Origin of the sequence: Nocardia yamanashiensis, assembly GCF_021183565.1 — a bacterium.
GTDB lineage: Bacteria > Actinomycetota > Actinomycetes > Mycobacteriales > Mycobacteriaceae > Nocardia > Nocardia yamanashiensis.
In genome coordinates this window covers 26,384-53,232 of the sequence record NZ_CP089226.1, presented here as the reverse complement: position 1 = coordinate 53,232, position 26,849 = coordinate 26,384, and the positions used below count along the sequence as shown (strand labels likewise).

The following is a 26,849-nucleotide window of genomic DNA, read 5'->3' as shown; positions in this document are numbered from 1 at the left end:
TCATCACCGGGCGTCCATGGTGGCGGCAGCGCCCTGCAGGCGCTCCAGGTAACGGGTATTGATGGTCGAAAGACCGAGCAGCGCAACGAAATCCGCGACCGCGAAATCCGGGTCGTGGGCGGGTTCGCCGCAGATCTCGGCGCCCAGGCGCAGGTAGCCGTTGAGCAGCGGGGGCAGCTTCGGGCGGCCGGAGAACTCGAGCTCGTCGAGCGTGCGGCCCTCCACCACCACCGGGTTGTACGGGCGCACATGGCGTTCCGCGTCCAGGGCATGCTTGGACAACAGCAGGTCGCGCACGCCGCGCACGTTCACGCCGGGGGCGTCGGCGGGAGTCATCCGCATGGGCACGGACACGCAGCCCATCACCCACTCGTAGCCGGTGAGCTGGATGTAGTGCAGGATGCCGGCCCACATCAGGGTCAGCACCGAGCCGTTGCGGTGCTCGGGGACCACGCACGCCCGGCCCATCTCCACGATCCGGTTGCCGGTGGGATCCATTCCCGCCAGGTCGAATTCGGTGGCGGTGTAGTAGCCGCCGGCGGCGGTCACCTTGTCCGGCGGCAGCATCCGGTAGCAGCCGACGAACTGTTCGGTGAGCTCGTCGCGCACCAGCAGGTGATCGCAGTGGTCGTCGAAACGGTCGGCATCCAGGCCGGCGGCGTTCACCGGGATGTTGAAGCCGGGCTCATTGGCGAACACCTGGTAGCGCAGGCGCTGCGCCGCCTCGCGATGCTCGGCATCGGACGAGACGACCAGGGAGTACTGGGACTTCCCGGTGGTGCGGGGCGGTTCCGGGGCGACATATGACGCGGGGGCGAGCAGGTTTGCACTCGACACTGCCGTGGTGGTCATAACGATGATCAAGCCAGCCGCAGACTGCCTCGGCGCAACCGCCAGATTGCCACTCGATGCCAGTCCGGTGAACGCGATCTGGACCGCACCCGGAGTTCATCCTAGCGCCCCCAAACGTTCCCTACCAGGACAAACGCTCGTATCCCGGCTGGGTACCGGGGCCTCGCGCGAGTGCACTTGCCGCCCCCTCGGAGTGGAAAAAGTCAGCCTAGAACACGCCCCGCGAGCAGTCGACGCGGGGGTTGTCCATAGGGCTTGTCACCGCGAACCCTCACGAAACAAAAGCGCGGTGTCCCCGAATTCGTGCCACAGGTAACCGGATTCGAGCGCCGCCTCGTACGCCGTCCGCACCACCTCCGCTCCCGCCACCGATTCCAGCAGATGCAGATGCGAGGCCCCCGGCGCATGCCACCCGGTAATCAACCCGTCCACCGCCCGCGCCGCCCGGCACCCGTCCAGCACCAACTCTGTCCAGCCCGCCACCGGCCGCACCGATCCATCAGTGTCGGTGGCGGATTCGAGCGCCCGGGTCACCGTCGTCCCCACCGCCACCACTCGCCCACCGGCCGCATGGGTCGCATTCACCAGCCGGGCCGTCATCTCCGGCACCTCGAACCGCTCCGGACTCGGCGGCTCCCCCGCCTCCGGCGACGACACCCCGGTATGCAAAGTGATCGGCGCGAACCCCACCCCGCCGGCCACCAGCTCGGTCACCAGCGCCGTAGTGAAAGGCCGCCCGGCACTGGGCATCTCCGCACTACCCGGCCGCAGCCCGAAGACAGTGCGGTAATACGAAGACGACCAACGCTCGCGCACATAGGAATAGGTGATAGGCCGCCCATGCCGGGCGAGCAACTCCACTACCGTCGAGTCCGCCACGGCCGCAGCGATACCAGGAATGCCACCACGCTCGCTCGGCCTGGCTGCATCGACATCCAGCGCGGCACCAACCCCACCCGAGGTGGCTACACCCTCACCCGGCACGGCACCACCGTCACCTGCCACGGCCACACCCACACGGGGCACGCCACCATCCCCACCCAACAGGGCCGCACCCGCGCGGGCCGCACCACCCTCACCCGACACCGCCGTACCCGCGGCGGAAGCGGCACCACCCTCGTCATTCCGGCGCTCTTTTGGCCGGAAGCTCACTGGCCCCGGTGAGATCCCGGCCAAAAGCATGCCGGGCCGACGTGGGGAGAGCGGCGCGCTCGAGACTTGCGCGCTCGAAACCGGCGTGAGTGAGGGCGGCGTAGGCGAAGGCCGATCGGGTTCGATGTCCGCAACCCAGAGGCGGTTCGAGCGAGGCAGCCAAGGGTTGCGCAGCTGCGCGCGGACGCCGTCCGGAAGCTCCACCGTGGCATCGTGTTCCGGCGCCGGACCGGCCCACGGCGTTCCTCCGGGGTCACGTATTTCGACTACCCACTCGCCGCTGTCCAGGCGGGTCGAGAAGTGCAGGACGGCGGGCCGGCCGCGGTAGCGCGCGTCCACGGCGGCCGACAGCATGGCGGAGTTGTTGACCACCACCAGGTCACCCGGACGTAGGTAGGACGGCAATTCGCGGAACCGGGCGTGTGTCATGGTCCCGCCGTCGCACACCAGCATTCGCACCTCGTCGCGCGCCAGCCCGCGTGCCTCCGGCGGACGAGTCGCCGACAACTCCTCCGGCAGCGTGAATTCGATTCGCTCGAGTTCGATCGTCATCACGCCGCCGTTCCGGTGACGGCCATCGGCCGCGCCTCGTAATACATCGGCACGTGTGTTTCGAACGGCCGGGCAGCCCGGAATGCCAAGGGCAGCGCAGCACCTCGACGTCGCGGATCGGCTGTCATGACGTCACTCCGAGTGCGGAGGAAAGGTATCTGCCACTGGGCGGGCGGGTCTCGAGCAGGTGCAGGAGGGCAGGCACTACGGTTTCCGGATCCGGGCGGTCGGAGATGTCTTCGCCGGGGAAGGCGGCCTGGTGCATTTCGGTGCGCATGTCGCCGGGGTCGAAGGCGTAGATGCGGAGGTCCGGCTGTTCGGCGGCCAGCACATTGGTGAGCTGATCGAGCGCGGCCTTTGATGCGCCGTAGCCGCCCCAGCCTTCGTAGGCGCCGAGAGCGGCGTCCGAGCTGATGTTCACGACGGTGCCGCCGGTGGCTCGGAGAGCGGGCAAGGTGGCTTGCAATACCGCCAGTGGTGCAACGACATTCGTCTCGAGGACGGTCACCAGGTCGGCGAGGGGATACCGCTCCAGCGTGGGTAGCGGGCTCGGACCCAGGGCGCTGGCGTTGTTGACCACGAGGTCCAGGCGGCCGGTGCCGGCGATGCGGGCGAGTTCGGCGCGATGCGCGGGGTCGGCGATATCGCCGGCCAGGGCGGTTGCGCCGGTGTCGGCGCGCATTTTCTCCAGGCGTTCGCCGCCGCGGGCGGTGATGATCAAATCCCAGCCGCGGGCCGCCAGCGCGAGGGCGAGTGCCCGGCCGAATCCGGCTGATGCCCCGGTGATCAGGGCTCTGCTGTTCGCTGTCATGTTCCCAGCGTGAAACCTGAACCTCACTTCAGGTCAAGCGATTGGCGGCGGTTCCGCCCAGAGCGAATCGCCCCGACCCCACGGCGGGGCGATTCGCCCGGCGCTCACGCGTTCTCGCGGGCGAACCCGCGCGCTCCGATCACCATCAGCACCAAGGCCAGCGCCAGCGTGACGGCGGTACCCACGTACACGTCCGAGCCGCTGAACTCGCCGCGGAAGAAGGCCCGGGCCGCATCCACGGTGTGCGAGAGCGGGTTCGCTTTGGCGATGTTCTGCAACCAGGTCGGCCCGACCGTCATCGGCAGCAGGATGCCGGACAGCAGCATGACCGGCACGGACACCGAGTTCAACACCGAGGCCAGGGTGCCTTCCTCTTTCGCCCACAGGCCCAGCGCATAGGACGCCGAAGCCAGTCCGGCCGCCATCACCGAGATGAGCAACACCGCGAGCACGAGGCCCAGGGGATCCGGGCGTAATCCGAAGGCCGCCATGGCCACACCGACCAGCACCAGCGCCTGCACCACGAGCAGGGTCATGTCCTTGAGCACCCGGCCCAGCAGCAGCGCGCCCCGGGAGGCGGGGGTGACGCGCTGGCGTTCGATGACGCCCGCCCGCGCTTCGGAGACGATGGCGAAACCGGCGAACAGCGAACCGAACAGGGCGATCTGGATGACCAGCGCCGGAGTGAGGATCTTGTAGGAGTCGCCCGAGCCCAGCGCCGGGGAGATGCCTTTGACCAAGGGCCCGAACAACACCAGATACAGAATCGGCTGCATCAATCCGATGATCACCCAGACCGGATTGCGCAGGTTGGCGCGCAGTTGCGCCCAATAGATCAGCCCGGTTTCCCGCAGGAAAGTCATGACCGGTCTCCTTCCCGGAGCGAACGCCCCGTGAGCGTGAGGAACACGTCGTCGAGGCTGGGACGTTTGACGGTGAGCGCGCCCGGCCGGATACCGCGCTCGCCGAGGGCGGCCAGCAGCGGAACCACCGCGGCGTCACCGTGTTCCACGGTCAGGTGCACGAGCGCCTTTCCGGCATGGCCGTTCTCGTGCCCTTCGGTGCGCAGCCGCTGCCGCACCTCGAGCACCTCCGACGCCACGTCCATGACGAGATCCGCACTGGCGGCCTCGATTTCGAGGCTGATCACATCGCCGGAGATGCGCCGTTTCAGCTCGTCCGGCGAGCCGGTGGCCACGATGCCGCCGTGATCCATCACCAGGATGCGATCGCACAGCGCGTCGGCTTCCTCCAGATAGTGCGTGGTCAGCACGACGGTGGTGCCTTCGTCGCGCAGGCGCCGGATGTGCTCCCACAGATTGGCGCGACTCTGCGGATCCAATCCGGTGGTCGGCTCGTCCAGGTAGATGAGCGTCGGCCGATGCACCAGGCCGAGCGCGATATCCACCCGCCGGCGCTGCCCGCCGGACAGCTGCCCGCACTTGCGGCGCTCCAGGCCGTCGAGTTCCAGAGCCTTGAGCAGTTCGCCCGCACTCGCGACGGCATCGGCCTTGGACAGCCCGAAAAGCCTGGCCTGCAAGACCAATTCGTCCTGCACCAGCTCCAGTTCGCTGGTCGATCCGCCCTGCGGCACGTATCCGATGCGCGAGCGCACCGTCCGCGCCTGGGTGCGCAGATCCGCGCCGACAATGGTGGCCTCGCCCGCGGTGGGTTGCAGCAGGGTCGAGATCATCCGGAGCGTGGTGGTCTTGCCCGCGCCGTTGGGCCCGAGCAGACCGATGATCTCACCGTAGTGAACGTCGAAGTCGATACCGGAAACCGCTTGCACGGCACCGGCTTTGGTTGCGAATGTGCGCGCCAGTCCACGAACCCGGATGACCGGGTCGGTGGACCGAGCGCGCACGGGGGAGGTCGTTTCCACCCCACTCACGGTAGAAACGACTTTTCAAATAGTCAAGCTTGACTATTAAAACTTGATTAGCGAACCGGCGGCGGCACCACCGAGCCGCCCATGGTCCCCGACCACACGTCGAGCTGCCCGTCCTCGATGCGGCCCAGGGTGCGGCGCGTCCATTCCAGGTCGGCCCGCAGATGATCGGCCTGCAGGCGCATGGCATCGGCCACGTGATGTGGTTCGATCTCCGCCGGATCGCCGCTGCCCGCCAGAATCCGCTCCTGCTCACGTTCCAGGAACAGCAGATCGGCCTCGAACTTCAGCAGCCGGGCCTGCAACGCCGCCACCACGTCCGCCTTGGGCGCGGACGGAAACAGCGCCACCGGAACCACGTACGGATGCTTGACCTGATCGGCCGAGAACAGCGCGGTCCGCAGCATCTCCCCGAATTCCTTCTCCCCCTCGGCCGTCAGCCGATACGTCAGCCGCTCCGGCCGCGCCCCCTCGCGCTCGGTGCCCTCCATGGTGATCAGACCGTCGCGCTGCAAAGTGTTCAACGCCCCGTACACCGACCCGGGCTTGATGTTCGCCCAGTCCTCCGCATGCCAGGACAGCAGCTCGCGGCGAACGTCGTATCCGTGCACCGGTTGCAGCAGTCGCACCACCGCCAGCACCAGCAATCGCGTTGTAGGAACAGCCATATCCGCAGGCTACGCGCCGCCCCGGGGCGGATCCGACAGGGGACGCGAGCCCCGGAAAACACACGAGCCGCCCGGAGAGGACACCGGGCGGCTCGGGGGAAACAGCGGTCAGGCCGCGCGTTGGCGCGCGAGTGCCTTTGGCTGCGGAGTCTTTTCGACCTCGTCGAAGCCGGGACGGCCGGTGCCGATGAAGGCGATCAGCCAGGAGAAGACCGCGGCGAAGCGATTACGGAAGCCGACCAGGTAGAACAGGTGCACGGCCAGCCAGATGAACCAGGCGATGGTGCCGCGGAAGGTGACCTGCTCGGTCAGCTTGGTGACCGCGGCGAACCGGCTGATCACCGCCATGGAACCCTTGTCCCAGTACTCGAATTCGGTGGCCGCCCGCTTCTTGCCGCGAATGATGTCGGCGACGTGCCGGCCCTCCTGCATGGCCACCGGCGACTGGCCCGGGTAGCCCTTGAGCGAGGTCATGTCGCCGATGGCGTAGATGTCGGCGTGCCCGCCCACGGTGCAGTCCGGATTGATGAGCAGCCGTCCGGCACGGTCGGTTTCGCAGCCGGTGGCCTCGGCCAGGATCTCGGCGAAACCGCCGGCCTGCACGCCCGCCGACCACACCACGGTCTCGGCGGCGACGCCGCGCTCCACGCCGTCCTTGCTCTTGACGGTGACCTTCCCGGCCTCGATATCGGTGACGAAGGTGTCGACCAGCACCTCCACGCCGCTCTTCTCCAGCGAGCGCTTCGCGTACTCCGACAGCCCGCCGCCGAACGGGGGCAGCACCACGCCCGCGCCCTCGACCAGGGTGACGGTGTCCTCCAGGTGGTAGTGGCGCTTGGCGAGTTCCTTGAGCTGGCCCGCCACCTCGACGCCGGTCGCGCCCGCGCCCACCACGACGAAACTCAAAAGCCGACGCCGGGTTTCCGGGTCGGCGGTCTTGGCCTCGGTGAAGACTCGATCGATCTGCGCGCGTAGTCGTCTGGCGTCGTCGATGGTCTTGAGCGAATAGGTCTTGTCCGCGAAATCGTCACGGCCGAAATAGGACTGGCTGGCGCCGGTGGCGGCGATGAGCGAGCCGTAGCGGATCTTGCGGAGTCCCTCGGGGGTCTCGTAGGTCAGTACCGCGTTCTCCGCGTCGAGAGCGACGGCCTTGCCGACGCGGGCCTCGCCGTGCTCGTGATGCTTGACGATATCGGCGATGGAAGGGGCGATCTCGTGGGAGGCCAGCACACCCGTCGCTACTTGATACAGCAGGGGCTGGAACAGATGCTCGGGGGTGGCGGAGATCAGGACATAACCGACCCCCGACTTGTTCAATTGCTTCGCGGCAGCGAGCCCGCCGAAGCCCGAACCTACGATGACGACCTCTGCGGTTTCGATTCCCGCATCCACGTGTTGCATGACAGCTCCCTTCTGTCATGACTAACCGTGATTCGGAACGCGAATGTTCCAGGGGTCAGGGCGCATAATCAAGATGACTCTTATCTAGCTTGATCATGAATGGGAGAGGTGCCGTGGAGCTGCGCCAACTGGCCTACTTCGTAGCGGTCTGCGAGGAGCTCAGCTTCAGCCGTGCCGCCAATCGCTGCTACATATCGCAATCGGCGATCAGTCATCAGATCGCCAGGCTCGAACGCGACTTGGGGATACCCCTCTTCGAGCGCTCCACCCGCTCGGTCGTACCCACCGACGCGACCACCCGGCTACTTCCGCTTGCGAAGCAAATGCTGAGCCTGGAATCAGCCATTCGCGCAGCTGTACGGGCTTCTGGACCACGGATTCGCCTGGCAGCCAATATGAGCTTCGCAACAAGATCGCTCTCGGCCATCGCCGGAGCACGCGAGGCGCATCCCGGGGCGGAGATCGAATTCGTCATCAAGCCCTTCCGCCAGCGCATACAGGCGGTGGCGGACGGGGACTGTGATCTTGCTCTCATCCGGGGCAGCGTGGATCAGCCCGGGCTGGTGGTGGAGAAGCTGTGGGTGGAGGACTTGGTCATCGCCACCTCCACCGCGCATCCGCTCGCCGGGCGCGCGAACGTGACGCTGTCGGAGCTGAGCGCGTACCCGCTGCTGCTGCCGCCGGAGTCGGATCAGGTGCTGTTGCACAACGTGGTGCGGGCCGCCTTCGCGGATCTGCCGACCGGTCCGTCCTTCGGGCCGCCGATTCCGCTGGACCACACCGCGACCATGGAGCTGATCAACCGGCCCGACGCGTGGACCATCCTCTACGCCGACAGTCAGACCGAAGGCATCGCCACCCTGCACCTGGCCGGAAACCCGCTGCGGGTGCCGGTTTCCGCTGTGCTGCGCGCCGACGCCCGCCGCTCCCCCATCCTCGACACCCTCCTCGCGGCCCTGCACTGCTCCTAGCCTCACCCCGCGGACCGGGCAATTGGGGCAGCGCGGCGGCGGTGCGGGACCTACGCTGACACTCGTGAGCCAGGAGAACATGCGGGCCTCCGACGCCGACCGCGAACAGATCATCACCAAACTGCGGACGGCCATGGACGAGGGCAGGATCAACCTGCACGAATTCGACGAGCGCCTGCAGCAGGTGTACGCGGCCAAGACCTACGGCGAACTGGTGCCGGTGCTGTCCGACCTGCCCGCGCAACGCAATTCGCGCCCCGGAGCGCCGACCGAGAAGGGCGGCATCCCCACCTGGGTGATCATCATGTGGATCCCGTGGGTGTTCGTGAACCTGCTGGTGCTGGCCATCTACCTGGCCACCGGCGCGGGCTACTTCTGGCCGTTCTGGGTCGAAGTGCCGTGGGGCCTGGCGCTTCTCATCCCCACGACCATCGGCATCGTCGTCAACCGCGACAAATAACCGGGGCTAGGCCAGCGCCGCCGCCACCGCCAGATGGAGCCGGAGATCCTCCGGCTCTTCGTCTTCCACCGCCCACACGACCTCTTCCATCGCCCGCATGAAGGCCCAGGCGCGCGCCCGGTCCGCGGCGACCCCGAGCGCGGCGGCCGTGCGCTCGACCACGGCGCGCGCATGTTCCGGCTCCGGGGCGCTCTGCACCTGGATCATCACCAGGAATCCCGCGTCGAACGCGGCCTCGCCGAGATACCCCTTCGGGTCGATGAGCAGCCACGGTTCCCGTTCGGCCGCAACGATATTGCCCAGGTGAGTGTCCCGGTTCACCACCAGCAGCGGTCCGTCCGGCACCGCCAGTTCCGCGCAGCGCTCCAGCGCCCGCTCGCGCAATCGCTCCGGAAGATGCTCGGCCACATCGGCTTCCGGTTCGGTGAACATCTCCACCCATTCCGCCACCATCCCCGCGGCGGGCGGCAGCGGCGGCAATCCGTCCGGCAGCGTCCCGGGCTCGCGCCGCAACCGCCGGTACAGCGCACAGGCCTGCTCGACCTTCCCGATGTGCTCCGCCCGCCCCTCCAGACTCGGAAACCCCGGCTGGTACAGCAATTCCGTCCCCGGCCGCGCCCATTCCAGCAGCATGGCGTGGCTCTCGGCATCGAACTCGAACAACCGCACCGCACCGTCCCCGCCGTAACAGTGCAGCGCCGCCGCTTCCCCCAGATTCTCCGGATCCACCACCGGAACCTTCAGCACCGCGACCGACCCATCGGCCCGCTCCACCGGCGCCACGAACGAATGCGTCCCACCCCCGAACGCCTTACCGGTGACCCGCAACCCCCAAGCCCCGCACCGCTCTTCGATCACCCCCGGCAGCTCCGCCAGCCACCGCCGCCCCCGCTCCTCGAACACCTCGGCAATATTCTCGGCGACATCCTCCGGCAGCAGATTCGGCATGCGACCACCCTATCCAGCCGCCTCCGGCGCATTGGTCTCGTGCACGGTCCGCCATCGATAGGTCCGCCCGTCGGTCACGATCACCGCGGTCACCCACCGCTTGACCCGCGCCTCCCCCAGCACGTTCTCCGCCGCGAACCGCACCACGATCAGGTTCCCGCTCCGCGCGATCTCGGCGACCTCGGACACCTCGATCTCCATCCCCGGCTGCGCATTCCGCGCCGACCACAGCCCGGCCAGCAGCGTCTCTCGATCGACGGCCTGCCCGGTGGTGACCACCGAGGTGAACCGGTCGTCGAGGGCCCCGGAGATCCGGTCGAACACCTTGGGCCGCGCATCCGACCCCAACCACTCGGCGAGGTCCCAGTGCAGCGCGGCGACCACATCCGTCAGGTCCGGGTTCGAAGACATATCGGCAATCTAGATTGCCACCATCGATCCCGGCACCCGGAACCTCCCGACCGGCCCACCCCGGCGGGAAGTCGCCGGTCAGGCCGGGGTGCCCGGGAAGTCGCAGGAGCTCATGGTGCACACCAGCTTCCAGAAGATCGCCACCGGAATCTGCACCGACCCGGATTGAATCAGGGCGACGCCGGAGGCGCTGTCGCCCATCTCGACCGAGAAATTGCCGCCGGCTATACCGTCGGCCGGAGCCGGCGGCGCGGCGACTGCCTGACCGGCACCGGCGAAGAGCAGACCGGCAATGCCGATCGAGGTGATGAGAGAACGCATGGCGCAAGACCTTTCGTGAGCCGGCAGCGCCGTGACCGACGGCTGCGGAGAAGATTTAAGCGGATGCGTTTCAGAATTTGAGCCGAACCGCGCGGCCGGCCCGCCCCCAATTACTTGGGCTCGAAAACGACTGTCCCCCGACTGATTTCAGCCGGGGGACAGTCCGTTGCGCTCAGCGCGAGGTGTTTCAGCCCTTGTGGGCCTTGACCGCCTCGGTCAGCTGCGGGGCGACGTTGAACAGGTCGCCGACGATGCCGTAGTCGCTGATCTCGAAGATCGGGGCTTCTTCGTCCTTGTTGACGGCCACGATGGTCTTCGAGGTCTGCATGCCGGCGCGGTGCTGGATGGCGCCGGAGATGCCGAGGGCGATGTACAGCTGGGGGGAGACCGTCTTGCCGGTCTGGCCCACCTGGAACTGGCCCGGGTAGTAGCCGGAGTCGACGGCGGCGCGGGAAGCGCCGACGGCGGCACCCAGGGCGTCGGCCAGCGGCTCGACGACCTTGCCGAAGTTGTCGGCCGAGCCGACGCCGCGGCCACCGGAGACCACGATGGCGGCCTCGGTGAGCTCGGGGCGGTCGCCGCCGACGTTCGCCTCACGGGAGACGACCTTGACGACGCCCTCTTCCTGGGCGGGCAGCTCGACGGCGACCTTCTCGCCGGCCGCGGCCTGCGGGGCGGCCTCGATGGCGCCGGGGCGCACCGAGATGACCGGGACGTCGCCGGTGGCCTTGGCATCGACGGTGAACGCGCCACCGAAGATGGAGTGCTGGGCCGAGCCGTCGGCGTTCACCGCGATGACGTCGATGAGCAGACCGGAACCGATGCGGGCGGCCAGGCGACCCGACACCTCCTTGCCCTCCGCGGTGGCGGCGACCAGGATCGCGGCCGGGGCGGCGGACTCGGACAAGCCGGCGAGCACGTCGACCTTCGGGGTCACCAGGAAGCCCTCGGCGTCGTCGGACTCGGCGACGTAGATCTTCTCGGCGCCGGCGGCCAGCGCGTCACCCAGCTTGTCGGCGGTGCCGGGGGCGGCGACCACGACGGCGGCCGGGGTGCCCAGCGAGCGGGCGGCGGTGAGGAGTTCGGTGGTGACCTTCTTGGGGGCACCTTCGGCGTGCTCCACGAGCACGAGTACTTCTGCCATTGTTCTTTCTCCTGAAGTTCGTTCGGCTCGGGGGCTTTAGATGATCTTCTGACCGACGAGGTAGGTGGCGATCTGGTTGCCGCCCTCGCCCTCGTCGACGATCTTCTCGCCCGCCGTGCGCGCCGGCTTCGGGGTCACACCGGTCACCTGGGTGCCGGCGTTCGCAACGCCCACGGTCTCCGGGTCCACGCCCAGGTCGGCCAGGGTGAAGGTCTGAACTTCCTTCTTCTTGGCGGCCATGATGCCCTTGAAGGACGGGAAGCGCGGCTCGTTGATCTTCTCGGTGACCGAGACGATGGCCGGGAGGGTGGCCTCGAGCTTGAAGACGCCTTCGTCGGTCTCCCGCTCGCCGGCGATGCGCTCGCCGTCGACGGTGAGCTTGCGCAGGTGGGTCAGCTGCGGCAGACCCAGGTACTCGGCCACGATGGCCGGCACCGCACCGGCGCGACCGTCGGTGGCCTCGTTGCCCGCGATGACCAGCTCGACGCCCTCGATCTGGCCGAGAGCGGCGGCCAGGATGTAGGCGGTCTGCACGGCATCGGAGCCGTGGATGGCGTCATCCTTGATGTGGATGGCCTTGTCGGCGCCCATGGACAGCGCCTTCCGGATGGCCTCGGTGGCACGCTCCGGACCGGCGGCCAGCACGGTGACCTCGCCGCCCTGCGCCTCCTTGATCAACAGCGCCTCCTCGACGGCGCGCTCGTTGATCTCATCCAGGATGGCGTCGGCGGCCTCGCGGTCGAGGGTGTAGTCACCGCTGGTCAGCTTGCGCTCGGACCAGGTATCGGGAACCTGCTTGATCAGTACGACGATGTTCGGCATTGGTCTTCGTCGACCTCCTGTTCTGGTGGCACTGGGTGTGGCGGTCGCACGATGGTTGGCCGTACGTCCACATGTAGCTCGTTCGGGAGATTACCCTACGTTAAGTTACTCGTGGGTAACTTAGCGTGTGATGTTCTCCATGGCCTGATCCGGTGGTCGCTGTGATATGGCTAACCGCTAACGTCGGAGCCATGAGCGAGGCCGTGACACCAGTCGAAAACCCTGCCGATCCCCTGCCTTTGACGGGTGAGCGGACGGTGCCCGGCATCCCCGAGGAGAACTACTGGTTCCGCCGCCACGAGATCGCCTACACCGAACTGCTCGACCAGTGCCGCGACAAGGTCGTACTGGAGGCCGGCAGCGGAGAAGGCTACGGCGCCAACATGATTGCCGAGGTCGCCGCCAAGGTGATCGGCCTGGACTACGACGACAGCGCGGTCGCGCACGTGCGCGCCAAGTACCCGCGGGTCGAGATGATCCAGGGCAATCTCGCGGACCTGCCGCTGGAGGACGGCTCCGTCGACATCGTGGTGAATTTCCAGGTCATCGAACACCTTTGGGATCAGGCCCAGTTCCTGCGCGAATGCCTGCGGGTGCTGAAGCCGGGCGGCAAGCTGCTGATCAGCACGCCCAACCGGATCACCTTCTCCCCCGGCCGCGACACGCCGTTGAACCCCTTCCACACCAGGGAACTCAATGCCGCCGAGATGGACGAACTGCTTGTCGAGGCCGGTTTCCAGGTCGAGCTGATGGCGGGCATCTTCCACGGCCCGGGCGTGGTCGCGCTGGACGAGAAGTGGGGCGGGTCCCTCATCGACGCGCAGATCGAGCGCGCGCTCAAGGGTGAGCCGTGGCCTGCCGACCTGGCCGCCGATGTGGCCGCGGTGCGCACCGAGGACTTCCTGCTGCTGGCCGACAAGGACGCCGATATCGACGCCAGCCTCGACCTGGTCGCCATCGCGGTGAAGCCGTGAGCCCGAAAGACGCTGTCCCGGGCCAGTTCACGCTGGTCCTGCACTCGCACCTGCCCTGGCTGGCCCATCACGGGCGCTGGCCGGTGGGTGAGGAATGGCTGTACCAGTCCTGGGCGGCCTCCTACCTACCCGTGGCGAAGGTGCTGAGAACCCTTGCCGCCGAAGGGCGTTCGCACCTGCTGAGCCTGGGCATCACGCCGGTGCTGGCGGCGCAGCTGGATGATCCGCATTCGCTGCGCGGTATGCATCACTGGCTGGGCAACTGGAAGCTGCGCGCCGACGAAGCCTCCATGGCGGGCAATACCGCCCTCGGCGCGCACGAACACCGGCTCGCCACCGCGGCTTTGGCCGATTTCGAAGAACGCTGGATGCACGGCGCGTCGCCGGTGTGGCGTTCGCTGATCGATGCCGAGGCCATCGAATTGCTCGGCGGTCCGCTGGCGCATCCGTTCCAGCCGCTGCTCGATCAGCGCCTGCGCGCCTACCAGCTGAGCGAGGGCCTGGCCGACGCGCAGCACCGCTGGGGCCACACCCCGGTCGGTATCTGGGCGCCGGAATGCGGTTTCACGCCCGGCATGGAAAAGGACTACCAAGCCGCGGGCATCGGCCATTTCATGACCGACGGTCCCGCCCTGCGCGGCGACACCACCCTCGGCCGCCCCGTGTGGGACTCGGACGTGGTGGCCTTCGGACGCGATCTCACGGTGAGCTACCGCGTCTGGTCGCCCAAATCCGGCTACCCGGGTCAGCCCTACTACCGTGATTTTCATCACTACGATCACGCCACCGGCCTCAAGCCCGCGCGGGTCACCGGCAAGACCGTCGCCGGGCCCGACAAAGCGCCATACGATCCGGAACTCGCTGCGGCGGCCGTCACACGCGATGTCGAGGACTTCGTGGCGACCGTGCGGGAACGGCTCATCGCCGAGTCCGCGCGCATCGGCCGGCCCGCGCTCGTGGTGGCCGCGTTCGACACCGAACTGTTCGGCCACTGGTGGCACGAGGGCCCGCAATGGCTCGAGCAGGTGCTGCGCGCGCTGCCCGAAGCCGGCGTCACCGTCGGCACGCTCGCCGATGCCCGGGCCCGCGGCTACGTGGGCGAACCCGTCGAATTGGCCGATTCCTCGTGGGGTTCGGGCAAGGACTGGCGGGTGTGGGCCGGGGACCAGGTGGCCGATCTGGTCGAGCTCAACGCCGACATCGTCCGGCACACCCTCGACACCCTGGACAAGGCCCGGGTGGACGCCGACGGCCTGCGCGATCCGGTCGCCGACCAGTTGCTGCGCGAGGCCATCCTGACCATCTCCAGCGACTGGGCGTTCATGGTCTCCAAGGATTCGGCGGCCGGGTACGCGCGTGACCGCGCCCATGAACACGCGCACGCCGTGCGCGAACTCGCAGCCGCCTTGACGAGCGGGCAACTCGCCAAAGCACGGCAGTTGGCGGCAGGATGGAACGCGGCCGACGGACTCTTCCCCGCGCTCGACGCGCGCAGGCTCGGCCCTGCCCCAGAAGGACCCTAATGAAGATTTTGATGGTGTCGTGGGAGTACCCACCCGTCGTTGTCGGCGGATTGGGCCGCCATGTGCACCACCTGGCGGTCGAACTGGCCACCGCCGGGCACGAGGTCGTGGTGCTGGCGCGCCGGCCCATGGGCACCGACGCCACCACCCACCCGACGCACTCCTTCATCGAGGAGGGCGTGCTCGTGGTCGCCGTCGCCGAGGACCCGCCCGCCTTCGACTTCGGCGAGGACATGCTGGCGTGGACGCTGGCCATGGGGCACGCCATGGTGCGCGCCGGGATCGCGCTGGACAAGCCGGGCATCGGCGAGGGCTGGACGCCCGATGTGGTGCACGCGCACGACTGGCTGGTCGCGCACCCCGCCATCACGCTGGCCGAGTACTACGACGTGCCTCTGGTTTCCACCATTCACGCCACCGAGGCCGGTCGGCACAGCGGCTGGGTGTCCGGGCGGGTCAACCGTCAGGTGCATTCGGTGGAGTGGTGGCTGGCGCACGAGTCCGATGCGCTCATCACCTGCTCGGAGTCGATGAAGGACGAGGTCGAGCGGCTGTATCACCCGGAGCGGGTGCCGATCACGGTGATCCGCAACGGCATCGACGTGGGGTCGTGGACGTTCCGGGAGCGCGCGCCGCGTTCGGGTCCGCCGCGGCTGCTGTACGTTGGGCGGCTGGAATACGAGAAGGGCATCCAGGACGCCATCGCCGCGCTGCCGCGCATCCGGAAGGCGCATCCCGGAACGACTTTGACCGTCGCGGGCATCGGCACCCAGTTCGATTGGCTGCGGGAGCGGGCGCGGGCGCACCGGGTCGCGCGGGCGGTGAATTTCGTCGGGCGGCTCGATCACACCGATCTGCTGGGCTGGCTGCACAGCGCCGACGCGATCGTGCTGCCCAGCCGGTACGAGCCGTTCGGCATCGTGGCCCTGGAAGCCGCCGCCGCGGGCACCCCGCTGGTCACCTCGAACGCGGGCGGTCTCGGTGATCTGGTCACCGACGGCGTCACCGGGCGCTCGTTCGAACCGGCCGATGTGAGCGGTGTGGCCGAAGCGGTCTGCGCCGTGCTCGACGATCCCGCCGCCGCGCAGGATCGCGCGTGGTCCGCGCGCGAGCGGCTGACCGCCGATTTCGCCTGGGACGTGGTGGCGCAGGAGACGGCGCTGGTCTACCAGTCCGCCAAGCGCCGGGTGCGCACCCCGATCGGGCGGCCGGTGATCGCGGAACGGCCACTGCCGGAACGGGATCCGAACCAGCCGTACTGACTCCGACACGCCGGGACCGCTCGGAATCACCGGGACACCCTTTTGCCTTGAATTAGAACGTGTTCTAATTCAAGGCGTGACAGGGCAGGTGTCCGGGCAGGTCGATCCGGCGTTCCAGGGCGTACGCGAGGTGTTCGAGGCGAGTTTCGCCGACGGGCAGAATCTGGGCGCGGGCGTCGCGGTGTACGTCGACGGCGAACCGGTGGTGGATCTGTGGGGCGGCGTCGCCGATGCGCACACGGGCCGGCCCTGGGAACGTGAGACGCCCGTCGTCGCCTTCTCGTGCACCAAGGCGATCACCGCGACCGCGGCCCTGCGGGTGATGGCCGACGCGAGCCTCTCCGCCGAGGCTCCGGTGTCGTCCTGGTGGCCCGAATACGCCTGCGCAGGAAAGGAATCCACCACGACGGCGGATTTCTTCACGCATCGCGCGGGCCTGCCGGTCATCGATCGCACCGTCACCGCCGCCGAGGCCGCCGATCCGGAACTCATGGCGAAATACCTCGCCGCGCAATCGCCACTGTGGGAACCCGGCACCCGGCACGGCTATCACGCGCTGACCTACGGCTGGCTCACCGGCGAGATCGTGCGGCGGCACACCGGCCTGTCCGTCGGCGACTACACCCGCCGCCACCTCTCCCCCGACCTGCATGTCGGCGCACCGGCCGCACTGTTGGAACAGATTGCGCGACTGAGCTTTCCGCCCCTCGAGGAGCAGAAGTGGACGGGCGATCCCGCGCCGATCGACGCCGCCAGCGTCGGCCGCATGGTCGCGGCCTTCCGCGACCCGGAATCGCTGATCATGCGCTCGGCCACCAATCCGCGAACCGCGTTCGGCAAACCGGAGGTGGTCACCGGCGGCTGGCCCGCCGTCGGACTGGTCGCCACACCGCGCGCCCTGGCGTCGTTCTACCGCGATCTCATCGCCGGAAAACTGCTGCCGGAGCCGATCCTGCGTGATGCGATCCGCGAACGCGTACGCGGCGTCGACGAAGTGCTCGGGAACATCTCCGCCTACGGCCTCGGCTACACCCGGCCCTCCCACAACATGATCGTCCCGGACGCCGCCCGCCCCAACGCTTTCGGGCACCCCGGCGCGGGCGGATCGATCGGCCTCGGGGATATCGAGAACAGGGTCGCGTTCGCGTTCATCCCGAACCTGCGGCGCGATTGGCTGGCCGGCGACCGGCGCGCCTATCAACTCCTGGAAGCCGTCTACGCGGCCCTCTGAGCAGTTAGTTTGCCGAAAATCAGCCTTGCGGATCAACCGCGGGCGACGACAGGGTGGGGATATGACCGATTCCGAATTTCGATCCGACAACGCAGATTTCGATGCCGTCTACCGCGGCGACGGACCCTACGCCGCCGCCCCCGCGCCGTGGGACATCGGCGGCCCGCAACCCAGCCTCGTCCCGCTCGAGGCGGCCGGGCTCATCACCGGCACGGTGCTGGACTCCGGTTGCGGCACCGGCGAGAACGCACTCTTCTTGGCGGACAAGGGTTATGACGTGACCGGAGTGGATCTCGCGCCCACGGCGATCCGGCTGGCCCAGGAGAAGGCGAAGCGGCGCGGGCTCGACGCGGCCTTCGAGGTCGCCGACGTCTTCGCCCTCGACGCGTACACCGACCGCTTCGACACCGTGATCGACTCCGCCGTCGCGCACCTGTTCCACGGTGACCAGCTGGCCGCCTACGCGGCGAGCCTGCGCCGGGTCTGCCGGGTGGGTGGGGTCGCGCACGTGCTGGTGCTCAGTGATCGTTCCGCGGCGGATTTTCAGCGGCGGTTCGCTGAAATGGCCGCGCTGCGAACCGATTCCGGGATTACCGCGCGGGTGGACGCCGGCGCGGTGGTGCCGTCATTGACCGCCGATGAGCTGCGTGCGGGTTTCGCCGAGGGCTGGGTGACAGAAGCGCTCGCCGAGACCGAGTTTCGGGTGCGGCTGCCCGTCGGCCCGGGCCCCATCGACGTGCCCGGACGGCTGGCCCGGTTCCGCCGGGTGTGACGGTGCGCCGGGCACGGCCAGTTCGTGTTCGATAGCCTTTGCGGCGTAATGCATTCCGGTGATGCGCAGCTGTTCGATGCGGCGCATCACCGTTTCCATGCCGTAGGCCAGGACGACCTCGGCCATTCCGATCCGGTCCCGGCGTTCGCGGTCGGCGATCCGGGCGGTGTGCTGACTGTTCATGGCGGCCCCCAACAGAGATCCGGGCTGCACCCGGTGGCGCTGATCTCCGCGGTAAGGATACCGTGCTGCACGTGCATCGGCACGTGCAAGATTTCAGCGGGTGCGACGTAATGGGTTGTGGCACACTCTGGTACGCGAAGGGCGGGGGAATCAGGAGTGGCAAGTGATCGAGAACCTGGCGGTCGCCGGCGGTGGCGCCGGCGCGGGTGATCGCGCGGCGGATCCGGCCCTGGTGCGGCGTGTCCTCGGGGTGCGCTTGCGCCGGTTGCGGGAAGCGGCCGGAATCAGCGGCGAGACCGCGGGACTGGCCATCCGCGCCTCGCATTCCAAGATCAGCCGCCTGGAGGCCGGGCGGGTCGGCTTCCGGGCCATGGACATCGACGATCTGCTCACCCTCTACGGCGTGCACGACCCCAAGACCCGCGGCGAATACCTGGGGCTGGCCGAGCGCGCCAATGCGGTCGGGCAGTGGCAGGGCGGCGCGGATCTCACCACGGCACGGCCCGACACCTATCTCGCACTGGAGGACGCCGCCGCGCTGATCCGTTGTTACGCACCGGGTTTGCTGCCCGAGCTGGTGTGGACGCCGTCCTACGCGCACACCGCGTTCGCGCTCGCGGGCAGCGATCCGGCGGCCGAGATCCAGCGCCGGGTGGAACTGCTGGTGCGGCGCCAGCGCCTGCTCACCCGCGCCGAGCCACCCCGGGTGTGGTTCGTGGTCGAGGAAGCGGCGCTGCGGCGGCCGCTCGGCGGGCCCGAGGTGCAGCAGGCGCAGCTCGACCATCTCGCCGCGCTCACCGAGCAGCCCAATGTGACCGTGCAGATCCTCCCCGACCACGTCGGCGGCCCCGCCATCAGCGAGACCGCTTTCACCCTCTTGCGTTTCGCCGCACCGGAATTGGGCGATATCGCACACCTGCGTCACCCCATCGGCGCGCAATTCCTGGACCGCACCGGCGAACTGGATCGGCTCAATGCCATCTGGGATCGGCTGTGCGTGTGCGCCGCCCCGCCCGAACGGACCGCCGGCTTCATCGCCGCGCTCCGGCCCATCGAACAGAACTGAGCACCCATGTCCGAGAGCACCGCCGGCACGCCCCTGCCGATCGAGATCGACACCACCGTCCCGCACGAGGCCCGCGTCTACGACTACTGGCTGGGCGGCAAGGAGAACTATCCCGCCGACCGCGCTCTCGGCGACGCCATCGCCCAGCACGTGCCCACCATCAAGACCATGGCCCGCGCCAACCGCGCCTTCCTGACCCGCGCCGTCCGCTACCTGGTCGCCGAGGCCGGCATCAAACAGTTCCTCGATATCGGCACCGGCATCCCCACCGCCGGCAACACCCACGAAGTAGCGCAGGACCTGGACCCCAACACCCGCGTCGTCTACGTCGACAAGGACCCCATCGTCCTGGCCCACGCCCGCGCCCTCATGGCCAGCACCCCGCAGGGCCGCACCCGCTTCATCCACGCCGACCTGCACGACCCGGCCTCGATCCTGGACAATCCCGATCTCACCGGCACCCTCGACCTGAACGAACCGGTGGCCATCATGCTGGTCGCCATCATGATGTACTTCCGCGACGAGGATCAGCCCCTGGAGATCATCACCCGCCTGCTGGACGCCGTCCCCAGCGGCAGCTACCTCGTGATCACCCACCCCACAGCCGATTTCGCCCCGGAAGCCATGGCGGGGGTGAAAGCCGCCGCCGAATCCTCCGGCATCGTCTTCCACCCGCGCAGCAAATCCGACACCGGTGACCTGTTCGCCGGCACCACCCTCGTAGACCCCGGCCTCGTCCCCGTAGCCACCTGGCGCCCCGAACTCACCGATCGCCCCACCGCGGTCGCCGACGCCGAAAGCGCTTGGTACTGGGCGGGTATCGGCCGCAAGCCCTGAGCCGTCAGGACTCCAGCTTCTTCAGCGCCTTCTGGACGGTGAGGAAGGTGCGGGTGGTGATGTCCTTGCCGTAGAACTTCTCGACCACCGCCATGAAATTGGTGGTGGACGGGTTGGTGTTGTCGATGACGCTGAGCAGGGCGGCGGCGTCGCGGTCGAAGCCGACGAGGCGGATGGCGTCCATCTTGCCGGCCACCTCGTCGGGAACGCCGGCGGCGGGATCGCGGACGAAGGTGACGGTCAGATAGGTTTCGCGGCAGTGGGTGAGACCGGCGAAGGGGTCGGAATCGACCAGGTCGCGCAGTTGCTCGCGGGTGCGGATCAGGGTGCCGCCGGGGATATCCAGTTCGGCGTTCAAGGCCCGCTGAATGCGCGATTCCAGGTCGGGGACATCGGATTCGGGGCTGTGGAAGGTGACATTGCCGCTGGAGAGCAGCGTGTTCACCCGCTCGAAGCCGAGGCCCTCGAACACGCCGCGCAGCTTCTCGTTACGCATGTTCGGGTTCGAGGGCATGATGCCGCGCAGGAACGCCGCGTAGCCGTTCACCACGACCGGCCCGTCACGACGCGACCGCGCCGTTCTTCTTGCGTTCGATATCCGCCAGGGCGGCAAGGTATTCGGCGCGCTGGTCCGCGGCGGCGTCCCAGGCGTCCTTGCGGTTCTTGACGGCGCGGGCGGGGGCGCCGACACAGATGCTGTAGTCGGGGTAATCGCCCTTGACCACGGCGTGCGCGCCCAGCACGCAGCCACGGCCGACGCGGGTGGAGCGCAGCACGGTGACCTTGGCGGCGATCCAGGTGTCGGGGCCGATGCGCACCGGGGACTTCACAATGCCCTGATCCTTGATGGGCATATTGATGTCGTCGGTGACATGGTCGAAATCGCAGATGTAGCACCAGTCGGCGACCAGGGTGGACTCGCCGATCTCGATATCGAGGTAGGTGTTGACGACATTGTCCTTGCCGAACACCACCTTGTCGCCGATGCGCAGCGAGCCCTCGTGGCAGCGGATGGCATTGCCGTCGCCGATGTGCACCCAGCGGCCGATCTCCAGGCGCGCGAACTCCGGCGTCGCGTGCACCTCGACGTTCTTGCCGAGGAAGACCATGCCGCGCAGCACGATGTGCGGGTTGGCCATCTTGAACTTCCAGAGCCGGTAGTACCGGACCAGATACCAGGGGGTGTAGGCGCGGTTGGCGAGCACCCATTTGAGCGAGGCCACGGTCAGGAAGCGGGCCTGCTCGGGATCCCGGCGACGCGAACCCTTCCACCGCGAGCGCAACGGTGCGCCCCACATGCTCGTCACGAACTTGCTCCTACAGTCCTCGGGCCGTTTAGACGAGGGTATCGGTCCCCGCCTCGGGGCACGAACGTAGGCTATGCCCCGGCTGTGTGAGCTCGAGTGTGACCATCCCGTCCGGCCGCGCGTGAACACCGCACCAGCCCGAGAGCAAACCACAGACTCCGTACTGGCAGAAGGGACATCGGCAAGTGCGAATGGGGAGCGGTATCCGGGCATTGGCGATCGCCGCCGCGGGAGTGTTCGCGGCGAGCGCCTGCGGTAGCACCACGGTCGACGATATCCGGGTCGGTCCGGGGGACGGCTGGCCGCTCGCCATGCACGACGCGCGCAACAGCGGCAGCAGCCCGGTGACCGGGTCGCGGGCGCTGGCCCTGAACTGGCAGCGGCCGATCGGCGGGCCGGTGGCCGCGCCGGTGACGGTCGGGCCGGACGGGCAGCTGTTCGTCACCACGCGCACCGGGTCCTGCAATATCTTCTCCTTCCAGATGCCGACCGGGCGCAAACGCTTCTGTAACCCGATGGGCTACAACGCCATCGACGGCGGGGCGGCCGTGGACGGGGCCACCAATGTGTATGTGGGCGACGACGGCGGGGTGAACGCCTACAACGCGCTCGGGCAGCCGCGCTGGCGCACCCAGGCGGCGGGGGTACCGGTGTCGGTGCAGTTCACCGGCGACGGGAACGTGCTGTCGGTGACCCAGCTCGGGCAGGTGGACGTGCTGAGCCGGCAGACCGGCGAGCGGCGGGTGTCGAGCTTCCAATTGCTCGGCGAACCGGACTTCATGGCCAATCCGGGACTGAACCGGCCGCCGGACGGGCAGGGGCTCGAGGACTGCGCCGAGGGCGGGCCGCAATGCCCGGTGGCGAATGTGTCGGCGGTGGACGAGAAGTCCGGGCGGTTCTACGCGACGGTGTGGCGGCCGGGTCAGGGTACGGCCGAGCTGGTCGCGCTGACCTACGACGGCAAGGAGATTCGCCGGGACTGGAGCGCGCAGATGCTCAACGGCGGCAGCGCTACCTCCCCGGCCCTGTCCAAGGACGGGTCCACGCTCTACGTGGGCGACAACAGCAATCAGCTGCTGGCGGTCGATACCTCCGACGGGCGCACCAAATGGGTGCAGAAGCTGGATTTCGCACCGCGCGGGGCCATCTCGGTCACCGACGGCATGCTGATTCCCGCCGGTGACGACGGGCATCTGATGGCGCTTCACGATCGCGGCGACAAGGCCGAGATCGCCTGGGAGCGTAAGGATCTCGCACTGCGCGGCCGCCCGGTGCAGACCGGCGGCAATACCGGTTACACGGTCGCCCCGATCGGCGACGGCCTGACCCTGGTCACCTTCGACACCCGTTCCGGGGCGACCGTCGACTCCGATGACATGCCGGGCGCGGAGGGCACCACGGTCGGCACCGCGATCAGCAAGGACGGCGACGTGGTGGTCACCACGCGAATCGGCGAACTGTTCGTCTTCAAACCCGAGAAGTAGCATCCGCATTCGGCACACGATCAGCTACCGAAGGCCCGGTCCGCACGGACCGGGCCTTCGGTAGTCAGAACACCCGAATCACAGACACCAGACCAAATCCGCGGACCCCGGCATCGGCACGGTGAAACAGACGCCGACCGAACCGTCCACCGGCTTGGCCTGCGGCTCACTCGCGGAAGCCACCGCCGCCCCGGCCACCCCGAGAGACAGGGCGACCACGGCAGCGGCCGTCACACCGGCAATCCTCGCGATCATATGATCAACTCCTTCACACCGATTTTCGAGGAATAACTTCCTCTTCGACGGTAGCCAAGAGTTTCCCAGCTGGTAACAGTCGCCACCTGCCCTGCCCAGGGTGGACACCCACCAGTACCTCCACTCCCGAACACCGCGAACCGGGCGGCCGGCCATCCCGGTGGGTTGCTCCTAGCGCGGTTTGGCGAATTCCTCGATCAGTACCGGATACTGCTCGCCGCCGTGCCCGGCGGCGATCGCCCGATCCGCCATCGTCTTGATCAACCGGGGCAGTTCGGCATTGACGCCCAGCGCTTCGCTCTCCTCGATCAGATGGTCCATCGCTCGCGCATCGGTTTCCAGCGCCGATACCTCGGCGGGGAACTCGCCGCGGTCGATCTGCTCGGCGTATCCGGGTAGCCAATCCGCCACGCCCGCGGCGACCGTCCGCGCGAAGGGTGCGTAGGTCGCGGCGTCGACACCGGCCGTGCGCAGCATCGCGGTGCCCTGGAGCCAGGCGTTGAGGACGCTCCACATCATGGCCAGCCCGGCCACGTCGTACAGCGCGGCCAGCCCGTGGTCCGCGCCCAGATAGGAGACGGTACCGAGGGCCGCCAGCACCGGTTCATGCGCTTCGAAATCCGCCCGCGCACCGCTGTGCAGGATGACGGCCGTTTCGGTTCCGATCGCCTGGGGGATCGCCATGATCGCGCCGTCCAGGTACCGCGCGCCGCGCTCCTCGGCCCAGCGGGCGGCGGCCCGCGCCTGCGCCGAGTCGCCCGAGGTGAGATTGAGCAGGGTCGTGCCCGCCAACTCCACCTCGCCGAGCAGCTCGTACATGGCGGGGTAGTCGGTCAGGCAGACGATCGTGAGCGCACTCGCCCGCACGGCGACCTCGCTGGTAGGAGCCAAGTGCGCACCCCGGGTTACCAATTCGTCCGCCTTGCCGGGCGTCCGGTTCCACACCGTGGTGCGATGCCCGGCGCGCAGGAACGCGCCGGCCAGTGCCCGGCCCATCAGCCCGAGCCCGAGAACAGTTACGGAAGTGTCGTTGTTGGTCATGACAGCATGGTCGACGTTGATACCGGTATGAAGGTCAAGTGAGGATTCGATGCTGATCGGGGAACTGAGTCGCCGGACGGGCGTCAACGCACATCAATTGCGCTACTACGAATCTCAGGGCCTGCTGGAAGCGGCGCGCGGAGCCAACGGCTATCGCGAGTACGACGAGCACGCGGAACTGCGCGTCCGGCAGATCCGGCACCTGCTCGCCGCGGGCCTGTCCTCCGAGGACATCGCCTACCTGCTGCCCTGCGCCGTCGGCGAAGCACCGGAACTGCTCGGCTGCCCGGAGCTGCTGGCCGCCATGCGATCCCGGCTCGAACTGCTGGAGTCGCGGATGGCCGAACTGGCCCGATCCCGGGACGCGCTCACCGTCTACATCGACGCGGCCGAGCGCACGGCCGCGGAGAACTACCCGCCTTTCGACGGCTCGGAGAGCCGGCCGTCGCAGCAAGCCGTGCACATCTGAGACACCCGGGCTGACGACGGCTAGTCGGGGCGCTGCGCTTCGTAGACGGCGGTGGCGCGGGCGAGCAGGTCGACCAGGGTCGCGAATTCCGTTGCGGTGAACTCGGCGGCGACGGCGCGTTCGACCCGGGTGCCCGCGCGGTCGGCTTCGCGCAGAACCTTCGCGCCTTCGTCGGTGAGCCTGGTTTCCAGCACGTTCTTGTGCCAGGCGTGCTGGGTGCGCTCGATCAGGCCGCGGTCGCGCAGGTTGGCGAGCACGGTGTTCATGGTGGGCGGGGTGACGCCGCATTGACGCGCCAGGGCGGCGGCGGAAATGCCGGGGTTGTCGCTGAGCACGAGCAGGGCCGCGTACTGCGGGACCGTCACCCCGGCCGGTTTGAGCACCGCCGTCTTCGTCGCCTGCAAAGCCTGCTCGGCGCGCTTGATGTGGGAGCCCAGGCGCTCTTCGGCAGGCATCGTCATACGCGCATCCTATTCGACCCTCATGATGATTCGTACATTGACAATCATTAGAACTCTAATCTACGTTAGCCATCGTTCGATGATGCCGCCTCACATGAGGCGCTACCGAGAGGTCCGAGATGTTCTCCGCCAACCGCCGTTTCGCCGGGCTGTTCGCCGCGGCCACCGTGCTCGCCCTCGCGGCCTGCGGCAATACCGATGCCACCGGCGGCAGCCCGTCCGCCACCGCCACCGCGCCCGCGATCGGCACCGCCTTCGAACTGCCCGAGGAACGCGCCTACCCCGAGGGCATCGCGGTCGACGCCCGAACCGGGGACACCTATGTCGGTTCGTTCACCAACGGCGCGGTCTATCGCGCGGCCGCCGGGCAGCGGCGCGCGGAGGTCTTCCTGCCCGCCGGAACCGACGGGAGGCAGACCGCCAACGGCTTGCGGGTGGATGCGGCCGGGCGGCTCTGGGTCACCGACCACACCGCGGGAGTCGCGGTGTACGACACCGGGACTCGCAAGCTGATCGCGCGATTCGACGCACCCGCCGGGACGCAGCCGTTCGTCAACGATCTCGCCGAAACCCCGGACGGCAGCATGTATCTCACCGACAGCGTGCGGCCGGTGGTCTACCGGGTGACCGCGCAACAGCTCACCGAGGCCGCCGCGCAGGGCGGCCGGGGCGTATTGACCCAGTACGCGGATCTGAGCGCCGCGAACGGGTCCGGTGCGCCGGGTCCCAAGCTGCTCAACGGAATCGTGGCCGATCCCTCCGGCCGCTTCCTGCTGGTGGTGGATATGGGCCCGGGCGAGCTGTACCGGATCGGATTGGGCGGCCGGCCCGCGATCGGCAAGGTGAGCTTGCGCGGTGCGAACATGGTCGACGGCGACGGCCTGGAACTGCGCGGCGACACCCTCTGGGTGGTGCACAACAGGTCGAACGCGGTGAGCCGCTGGAAGATCGACGCCGACGGGACCGCCGCCGAACAGCAGCAGCGGGTCACCGACGAATCCCTGCGCATTCCGACCACCATGGCGCACAACGGGAATCGCCTGCTGGTGGTGGTCTCCCAGTTCGACCGCGGCGGGCCGATGGGCGAAGGCGCCCCGAGCAATCCGTTCCGCGTGGTCGAAGTATCGGGCATCTGACCCGCGAAACAAGCCGACAGTTCAGAAAGTTGCAGACGAAATGACCGACGCAGTGATTCCCGACAGCCACACCGACCTGCTCACCCGTCCCCTGTTCGCGCACCTGGCCACGCTCAATCCCGATGGCACGCCGCAGGTCACACCGATCTGGCAGGTGTACGACGGTGAGTTCATCCGGTTCACCACGACCACGAACCGCGCCAAGCACCGCAATACGGCGGCCGATCCGAATGTCGCGGTGAGCATCAACGATCCGGACGCCCCGTACCGCTATCTGGAGGTGCGCGGCGTCATCGAACGAATCGAACCGGATCCGGAGGGTGACTTCTTCGACGTACTGGCGCGACGCTACGGCCTGCCGTACGACCGGCCGGTCCCCGACCATCCGCGCCGGGTCGTGCTGGTCATGCGCCCCACCCACGCCACCTACCAGTAGGCCGCGCGCTC

30 protein-coding genes and 2 pseudogenes are annotated in these 26,849 nt (G+C 68.2%); 14 read left to right on the top strand and 18 right to left on the bottom strand.

From position 1 onward, the window contains the following. Window positions 1-3: 3 nt before the first annotated feature. From LTV02_RS00285 to LTV02_RS00250, 8 genes and pseudogenes are all read right to left on the bottom strand, one after another. Window positions 4-852 carry a GNAT family N-acetyltransferase gene (locus tag LTV02_RS00285; RefSeq protein ID WP_233036731.1) on the bottom strand — a complete coding sequence of 283 codons (849 nt, stop codon included), beginning with the start codon at window positions 850-852 and terminating at the stop codon, window positions 4-6. Window positions 853-1,110: 258 nt separating this feature from the next. Further along, window positions 1,111-1,761, bottom strand: a pseudogene (locus LTV02_RS00280) (S-adenosylmethionine:tRNA ribosyltransferase-isomerase); the annotation flags it as partial. Between the two features lie 558 nt (window positions 1,762-2,319). Next, window positions 2,320-2,556: pseudogene (locus LTV02_RS00275) on the bottom strand (S-adenosylmethionine:tRNA ribosyltransferase-isomerase); the annotation flags it as partial. A 124-nt stretch (window positions 2,557-2,680) separates the two neighbouring features. Next, window positions 2,681-3,367 (bottom strand): SDR family NAD(P)-dependent oxidoreductase, encoded by a 687-nt coding sequence (locus tag LTV02_RS00270; protein WP_233036729.1) that lies wholly within the window; start codon window positions 3,365-3,367, stop codon window positions 2,681-2,683. 104 nt (window positions 3,368-3,471) lie between these two features. Further along, a complete protein-coding gene (locus tag LTV02_RS00265; protein ID WP_233036727.1) occupies window positions 3,472-4,230 on the bottom strand; it encodes an ABC transporter permease in 759 nt (252 codons plus the stop codon). Further along, window positions 4,227-5,249: an ABC transporter ATP-binding protein gene (locus tag LTV02_RS00260; RefSeq protein WP_233036725.1), complete on the bottom strand. Its 1,023-nt coding sequence runs from the start codon at window positions 5,247-5,249 to the stop codon at window positions 4,227-4,229. The genes LTV02_RS00265 and LTV02_RS00260 overlap by 4 nt, the downstream gene beginning before the upstream one ends. Window positions 5,250-5,305: 56 nt before the next feature. Beyond that, window positions 5,306-5,923 carry a PadR family transcriptional regulator gene (locus LTV02_RS00255; protein WP_233036701.1) on the bottom strand — a complete coding sequence of 206 codons (618 nt, stop codon included), beginning with the start codon at window positions 5,921-5,923 and terminating at the stop codon, window positions 5,306-5,308. Window positions 5,924-6,031: 108 nt separating this feature from the next. Beyond that, window positions 6,032-7,324 carry an NAD(P)/FAD-dependent oxidoreductase gene (locus LTV02_RS00250; RefSeq protein WP_233036699.1) on the bottom strand — a complete coding sequence of 431 codons (1,293 nt, stop codon included), beginning with the start codon at window positions 7,322-7,324 and terminating at the stop codon, window positions 6,032-6,034. A gap of 113 nt (window positions 7,325-7,437) precedes the next feature. Between LTV02_RS00250 and LTV02_RS00245 the strand changes: the two genes are divergently transcribed. Beyond that, window positions 7,438-8,295, top strand: a complete 858-nt coding sequence (locus LTV02_RS00245; RefSeq protein ID WP_233036689.1) for a LysR family transcriptional regulator — start codon at window positions 7,438-7,440, stop codon at window positions 8,293-8,295. 64 nt (window positions 8,296-8,359) lie between these two features. Continuing rightward, window positions 8,360-8,755 carry a DUF1707 domain-containing protein gene (locus LTV02_RS00240; protein WP_233036687.1) on the top strand — a complete coding sequence of 132 codons (396 nt, stop codon included), beginning with the start codon at window positions 8,360-8,362 and terminating at the stop codon, window positions 8,753-8,755. A 6-nt stretch (window positions 8,756-8,761) separates the two neighbouring features. Here the strand turns inward: LTV02_RS00240 and LTV02_RS00235 are convergent, their stop codons facing one another. The 5 genes from LTV02_RS00235 to LTV02_RS00215 all read right to left on the bottom strand — a co-directional run bounded on the left by LTV02_RS00235 (window position 8,762) and on the right by LTV02_RS00215 (window position 12,401). Next, a complete protein-coding gene (locus tag LTV02_RS00235; protein ID WP_233036685.1) occupies window positions 8,762-9,703 on the bottom strand; it encodes an aminoglycoside phosphotransferase family protein in 942 nt (313 codons plus the stop codon). A gap of 9 nt (window positions 9,704-9,712) precedes the next feature. Next, window positions 9,713-10,114, bottom strand: a complete 402-nt coding sequence (locus LTV02_RS00230; protein WP_233036683.1) for a hypothetical protein — start codon at window positions 10,112-10,114, stop codon at window positions 9,713-9,715. Between the two features lie 78 nt (window positions 10,115-10,192). Continuing rightward, window positions 10,193-10,435, bottom strand: coding sequence for a hypothetical protein (locus LTV02_RS00225; protein ID WP_233036681.1), 243 nt, complete (start codon window positions 10,433-10,435; stop codon window positions 10,193-10,195). 187 nt (window positions 10,436-10,622) lie between these two features. Next, window positions 10,623-11,579 (bottom strand): electron transfer flavoprotein subunit alpha/FixB family protein, encoded by a 957-nt coding sequence (locus LTV02_RS00220; RefSeq protein WP_233036678.1) that lies wholly within the window; start codon window positions 11,577-11,579, stop codon window positions 10,623-10,625. 36 nt (window positions 11,580-11,615) lie between these two features. After that, on the bottom strand, window positions 11,616-12,401 hold the full coding sequence (locus LTV02_RS00215) for an electron transfer flavoprotein subunit beta/FixA family protein (RefSeq protein WP_067711009.1): 786 nt from the start codon (window positions 12,399-12,401) through the stop codon (window positions 11,616-11,618). A 191-nt stretch (window positions 12,402-12,592) separates the two neighbouring features. On the opposite strand from LTV02_RS00215, the gene LTV02_RS00210 reads away from it, so the two are divergent. The 8 genes from LTV02_RS00210 to LTV02_RS00175 all read left to right on the top strand — a co-directional run bounded on the left by LTV02_RS00210 (window position 12,593) and on the right by LTV02_RS00175 (window position 20,249). Continuing rightward, the gene (locus LTV02_RS00210; protein ID WP_233036677.1) at window positions 12,593-13,375 is read left to right on the top strand and encodes a class I SAM-dependent methyltransferase; all 783 of its coding nucleotides are present in this window, start codon (window positions 12,593-12,595) and stop codon (window positions 13,373-13,375) included. Further along, the gene (locus tag LTV02_RS00205) at window positions 13,372-14,898 is read left to right on the top strand and encodes a 1,4-alpha-glucan branching protein domain-containing protein (RefSeq protein WP_233036675.1); all 1,527 of its coding nucleotides are present in this window, start codon (window positions 13,372-13,374) and stop codon (window positions 14,896-14,898) included. Before LTV02_RS00210 ends, LTV02_RS00205 begins: the two co-directional genes overlap by 4 nt. Beyond that, on the top strand, window positions 14,898-16,160 hold the full coding sequence (locus tag LTV02_RS00200) for a glycosyltransferase family 4 protein (RefSeq protein ID WP_233036673.1): 1,263 nt from the start codon (window positions 14,898-14,900) through the stop codon (window positions 16,158-16,160). The genes LTV02_RS00205 and LTV02_RS00200 overlap by 1 nt, the downstream gene beginning before the upstream one ends. Before the next feature lie 76 nt (window positions 16,161-16,236). Next, on the top strand, window positions 16,237-17,391 hold the full coding sequence (locus LTV02_RS00195) for a serine hydrolase domain-containing protein (protein WP_233036672.1): 1,155 nt from the start codon (window positions 16,237-16,239) through the stop codon (window positions 17,389-17,391). A gap of 61 nt (window positions 17,392-17,452) precedes the next feature. After that, on the top strand, window positions 17,453-18,163 hold the full coding sequence (locus LTV02_RS00190; RefSeq protein WP_233036671.1) for a class I SAM-dependent methyltransferase: 711 nt from the start codon (window positions 17,453-17,455) through the stop codon (window positions 18,161-18,163). A gap of 48 nt (window positions 18,164-18,211) precedes the next feature. Further along, window positions 18,212-18,457, top strand: a complete 246-nt coding sequence (locus tag LTV02_RS00185; RefSeq protein ID WP_233036670.1) for a hypothetical protein — start codon at window positions 18,212-18,214, stop codon at window positions 18,455-18,457. 52 nt (window positions 18,458-18,509) lie between these two features. Further along, the gene (locus LTV02_RS00180) at window positions 18,510-19,412 is read left to right on the top strand and encodes a DUF5753 domain-containing protein (RefSeq protein WP_233036669.1); all 903 of its coding nucleotides are present in this window, start codon (window positions 18,510-18,512) and stop codon (window positions 19,410-19,412) included. Window positions 19,413-19,418: 6 nt separating this feature from the next. Further along, window positions 19,419-20,249 carry an SAM-dependent methyltransferase gene (locus LTV02_RS00175; RefSeq protein ID WP_233036667.1) on the top strand — a complete coding sequence of 277 codons (831 nt, stop codon included), beginning with the start codon at window positions 19,419-19,421 and terminating at the stop codon, window positions 20,247-20,249. Between the two features lie 4 nt (window positions 20,250-20,253). Here LTV02_RS00175 and LTV02_RS00170 read toward each other — a convergent pair whose 3' ends face one another. Next, the gene (locus LTV02_RS00170) at window positions 20,254-20,799 is read right to left on the bottom strand and encodes a DUF1697 domain-containing protein (RefSeq protein ID WP_233036666.1); all 546 of its coding nucleotides are present in this window, start codon (window positions 20,797-20,799) and stop codon (window positions 20,254-20,256) included. A 10-nt stretch (window positions 20,800-20,809) separates the two neighbouring features. Continuing rightward, entirely contained in the window at window positions 20,810-21,556 is a 747-nt protein-coding gene (locus tag LTV02_RS00165; protein ID WP_067710996.1) for an acyltransferase, read from the bottom strand. Between the two features lie 191 nt (window positions 21,557-21,747). Here LTV02_RS00165 and LTV02_RS00160 point away from each other — a divergent pair, with 191 nt between their 5' ends. Then, window positions 21,748-23,040: an outer membrane protein assembly factor BamB family protein gene (locus LTV02_RS00160; RefSeq protein ID WP_233041909.1), complete on the top strand. Its 1,293-nt coding sequence runs from the start codon at window positions 21,748-21,750 to the stop codon at window positions 23,038-23,040. 78 nt (window positions 23,041-23,118) lie between these two features. On the opposite strand, the gene LTV02_RS00155 is transcribed toward LTV02_RS00160, so the two are convergent. Further along, window positions 23,119-23,295 (bottom strand): hypothetical protein, encoded by a 177-nt coding sequence (locus LTV02_RS00155; protein ID WP_233036664.1) that lies wholly within the window; start codon window positions 23,293-23,295, stop codon window positions 23,119-23,121. Window positions 23,296-23,466: 171 nt separating this feature from the next. Next, window positions 23,467-24,336 carry an NAD(P)-dependent oxidoreductase gene (locus LTV02_RS00150; RefSeq protein ID WP_233036662.1) on the bottom strand — a complete coding sequence of 290 codons (870 nt, stop codon included), beginning with the start codon at window positions 24,334-24,336 and terminating at the stop codon, window positions 23,467-23,469. 49 nt (window positions 24,337-24,385) lie between these two features. Here LTV02_RS00150 and LTV02_RS00145 point away from each other — a divergent pair, with 49 nt between their 5' ends. Next, window positions 24,386-24,805, top strand: coding sequence for a MerR family transcriptional regulator (locus LTV02_RS00145; protein WP_233036653.1), 420 nt, complete (start codon window positions 24,386-24,388; stop codon window positions 24,803-24,805). A gap of 20 nt (window positions 24,806-24,825) precedes the next feature. Here the strand turns inward: LTV02_RS00145 and LTV02_RS00140 are convergent, their stop codons facing one another. Then, window positions 24,826-25,266 carry a MarR family winged helix-turn-helix transcriptional regulator gene (locus tag LTV02_RS00140; protein WP_233036651.1) on the bottom strand — a complete coding sequence of 147 codons (441 nt, stop codon included), beginning with the start codon at window positions 25,264-25,266 and terminating at the stop codon, window positions 24,826-24,828. 119 nt (window positions 25,267-25,385) lie between these two features. On the opposite strand from LTV02_RS00140, the gene LTV02_RS00135 reads away from it, so the two are divergent. Together LTV02_RS00135 and LTV02_RS00130 are read left to right on the top strand one after the other, a co-directional pair. Then, window positions 25,386-26,402 carry an SMP-30/gluconolactonase/LRE family protein gene (locus LTV02_RS00135; RefSeq protein WP_233036642.1) on the top strand — a complete coding sequence of 339 codons (1,017 nt, stop codon included), beginning with the start codon at window positions 25,386-25,388 and terminating at the stop codon, window positions 26,400-26,402. Between the two features lie 40 nt (window positions 26,403-26,442). Further along, on the top strand, window positions 26,443-26,838 hold the full coding sequence (locus tag LTV02_RS00130) for a PPOX class F420-dependent oxidoreductase (protein WP_233036640.1): 396 nt from the start codon (window positions 26,443-26,445) through the stop codon (window positions 26,836-26,838). Window positions 26,839-26,849: the final 11 nt, after the last annotated feature.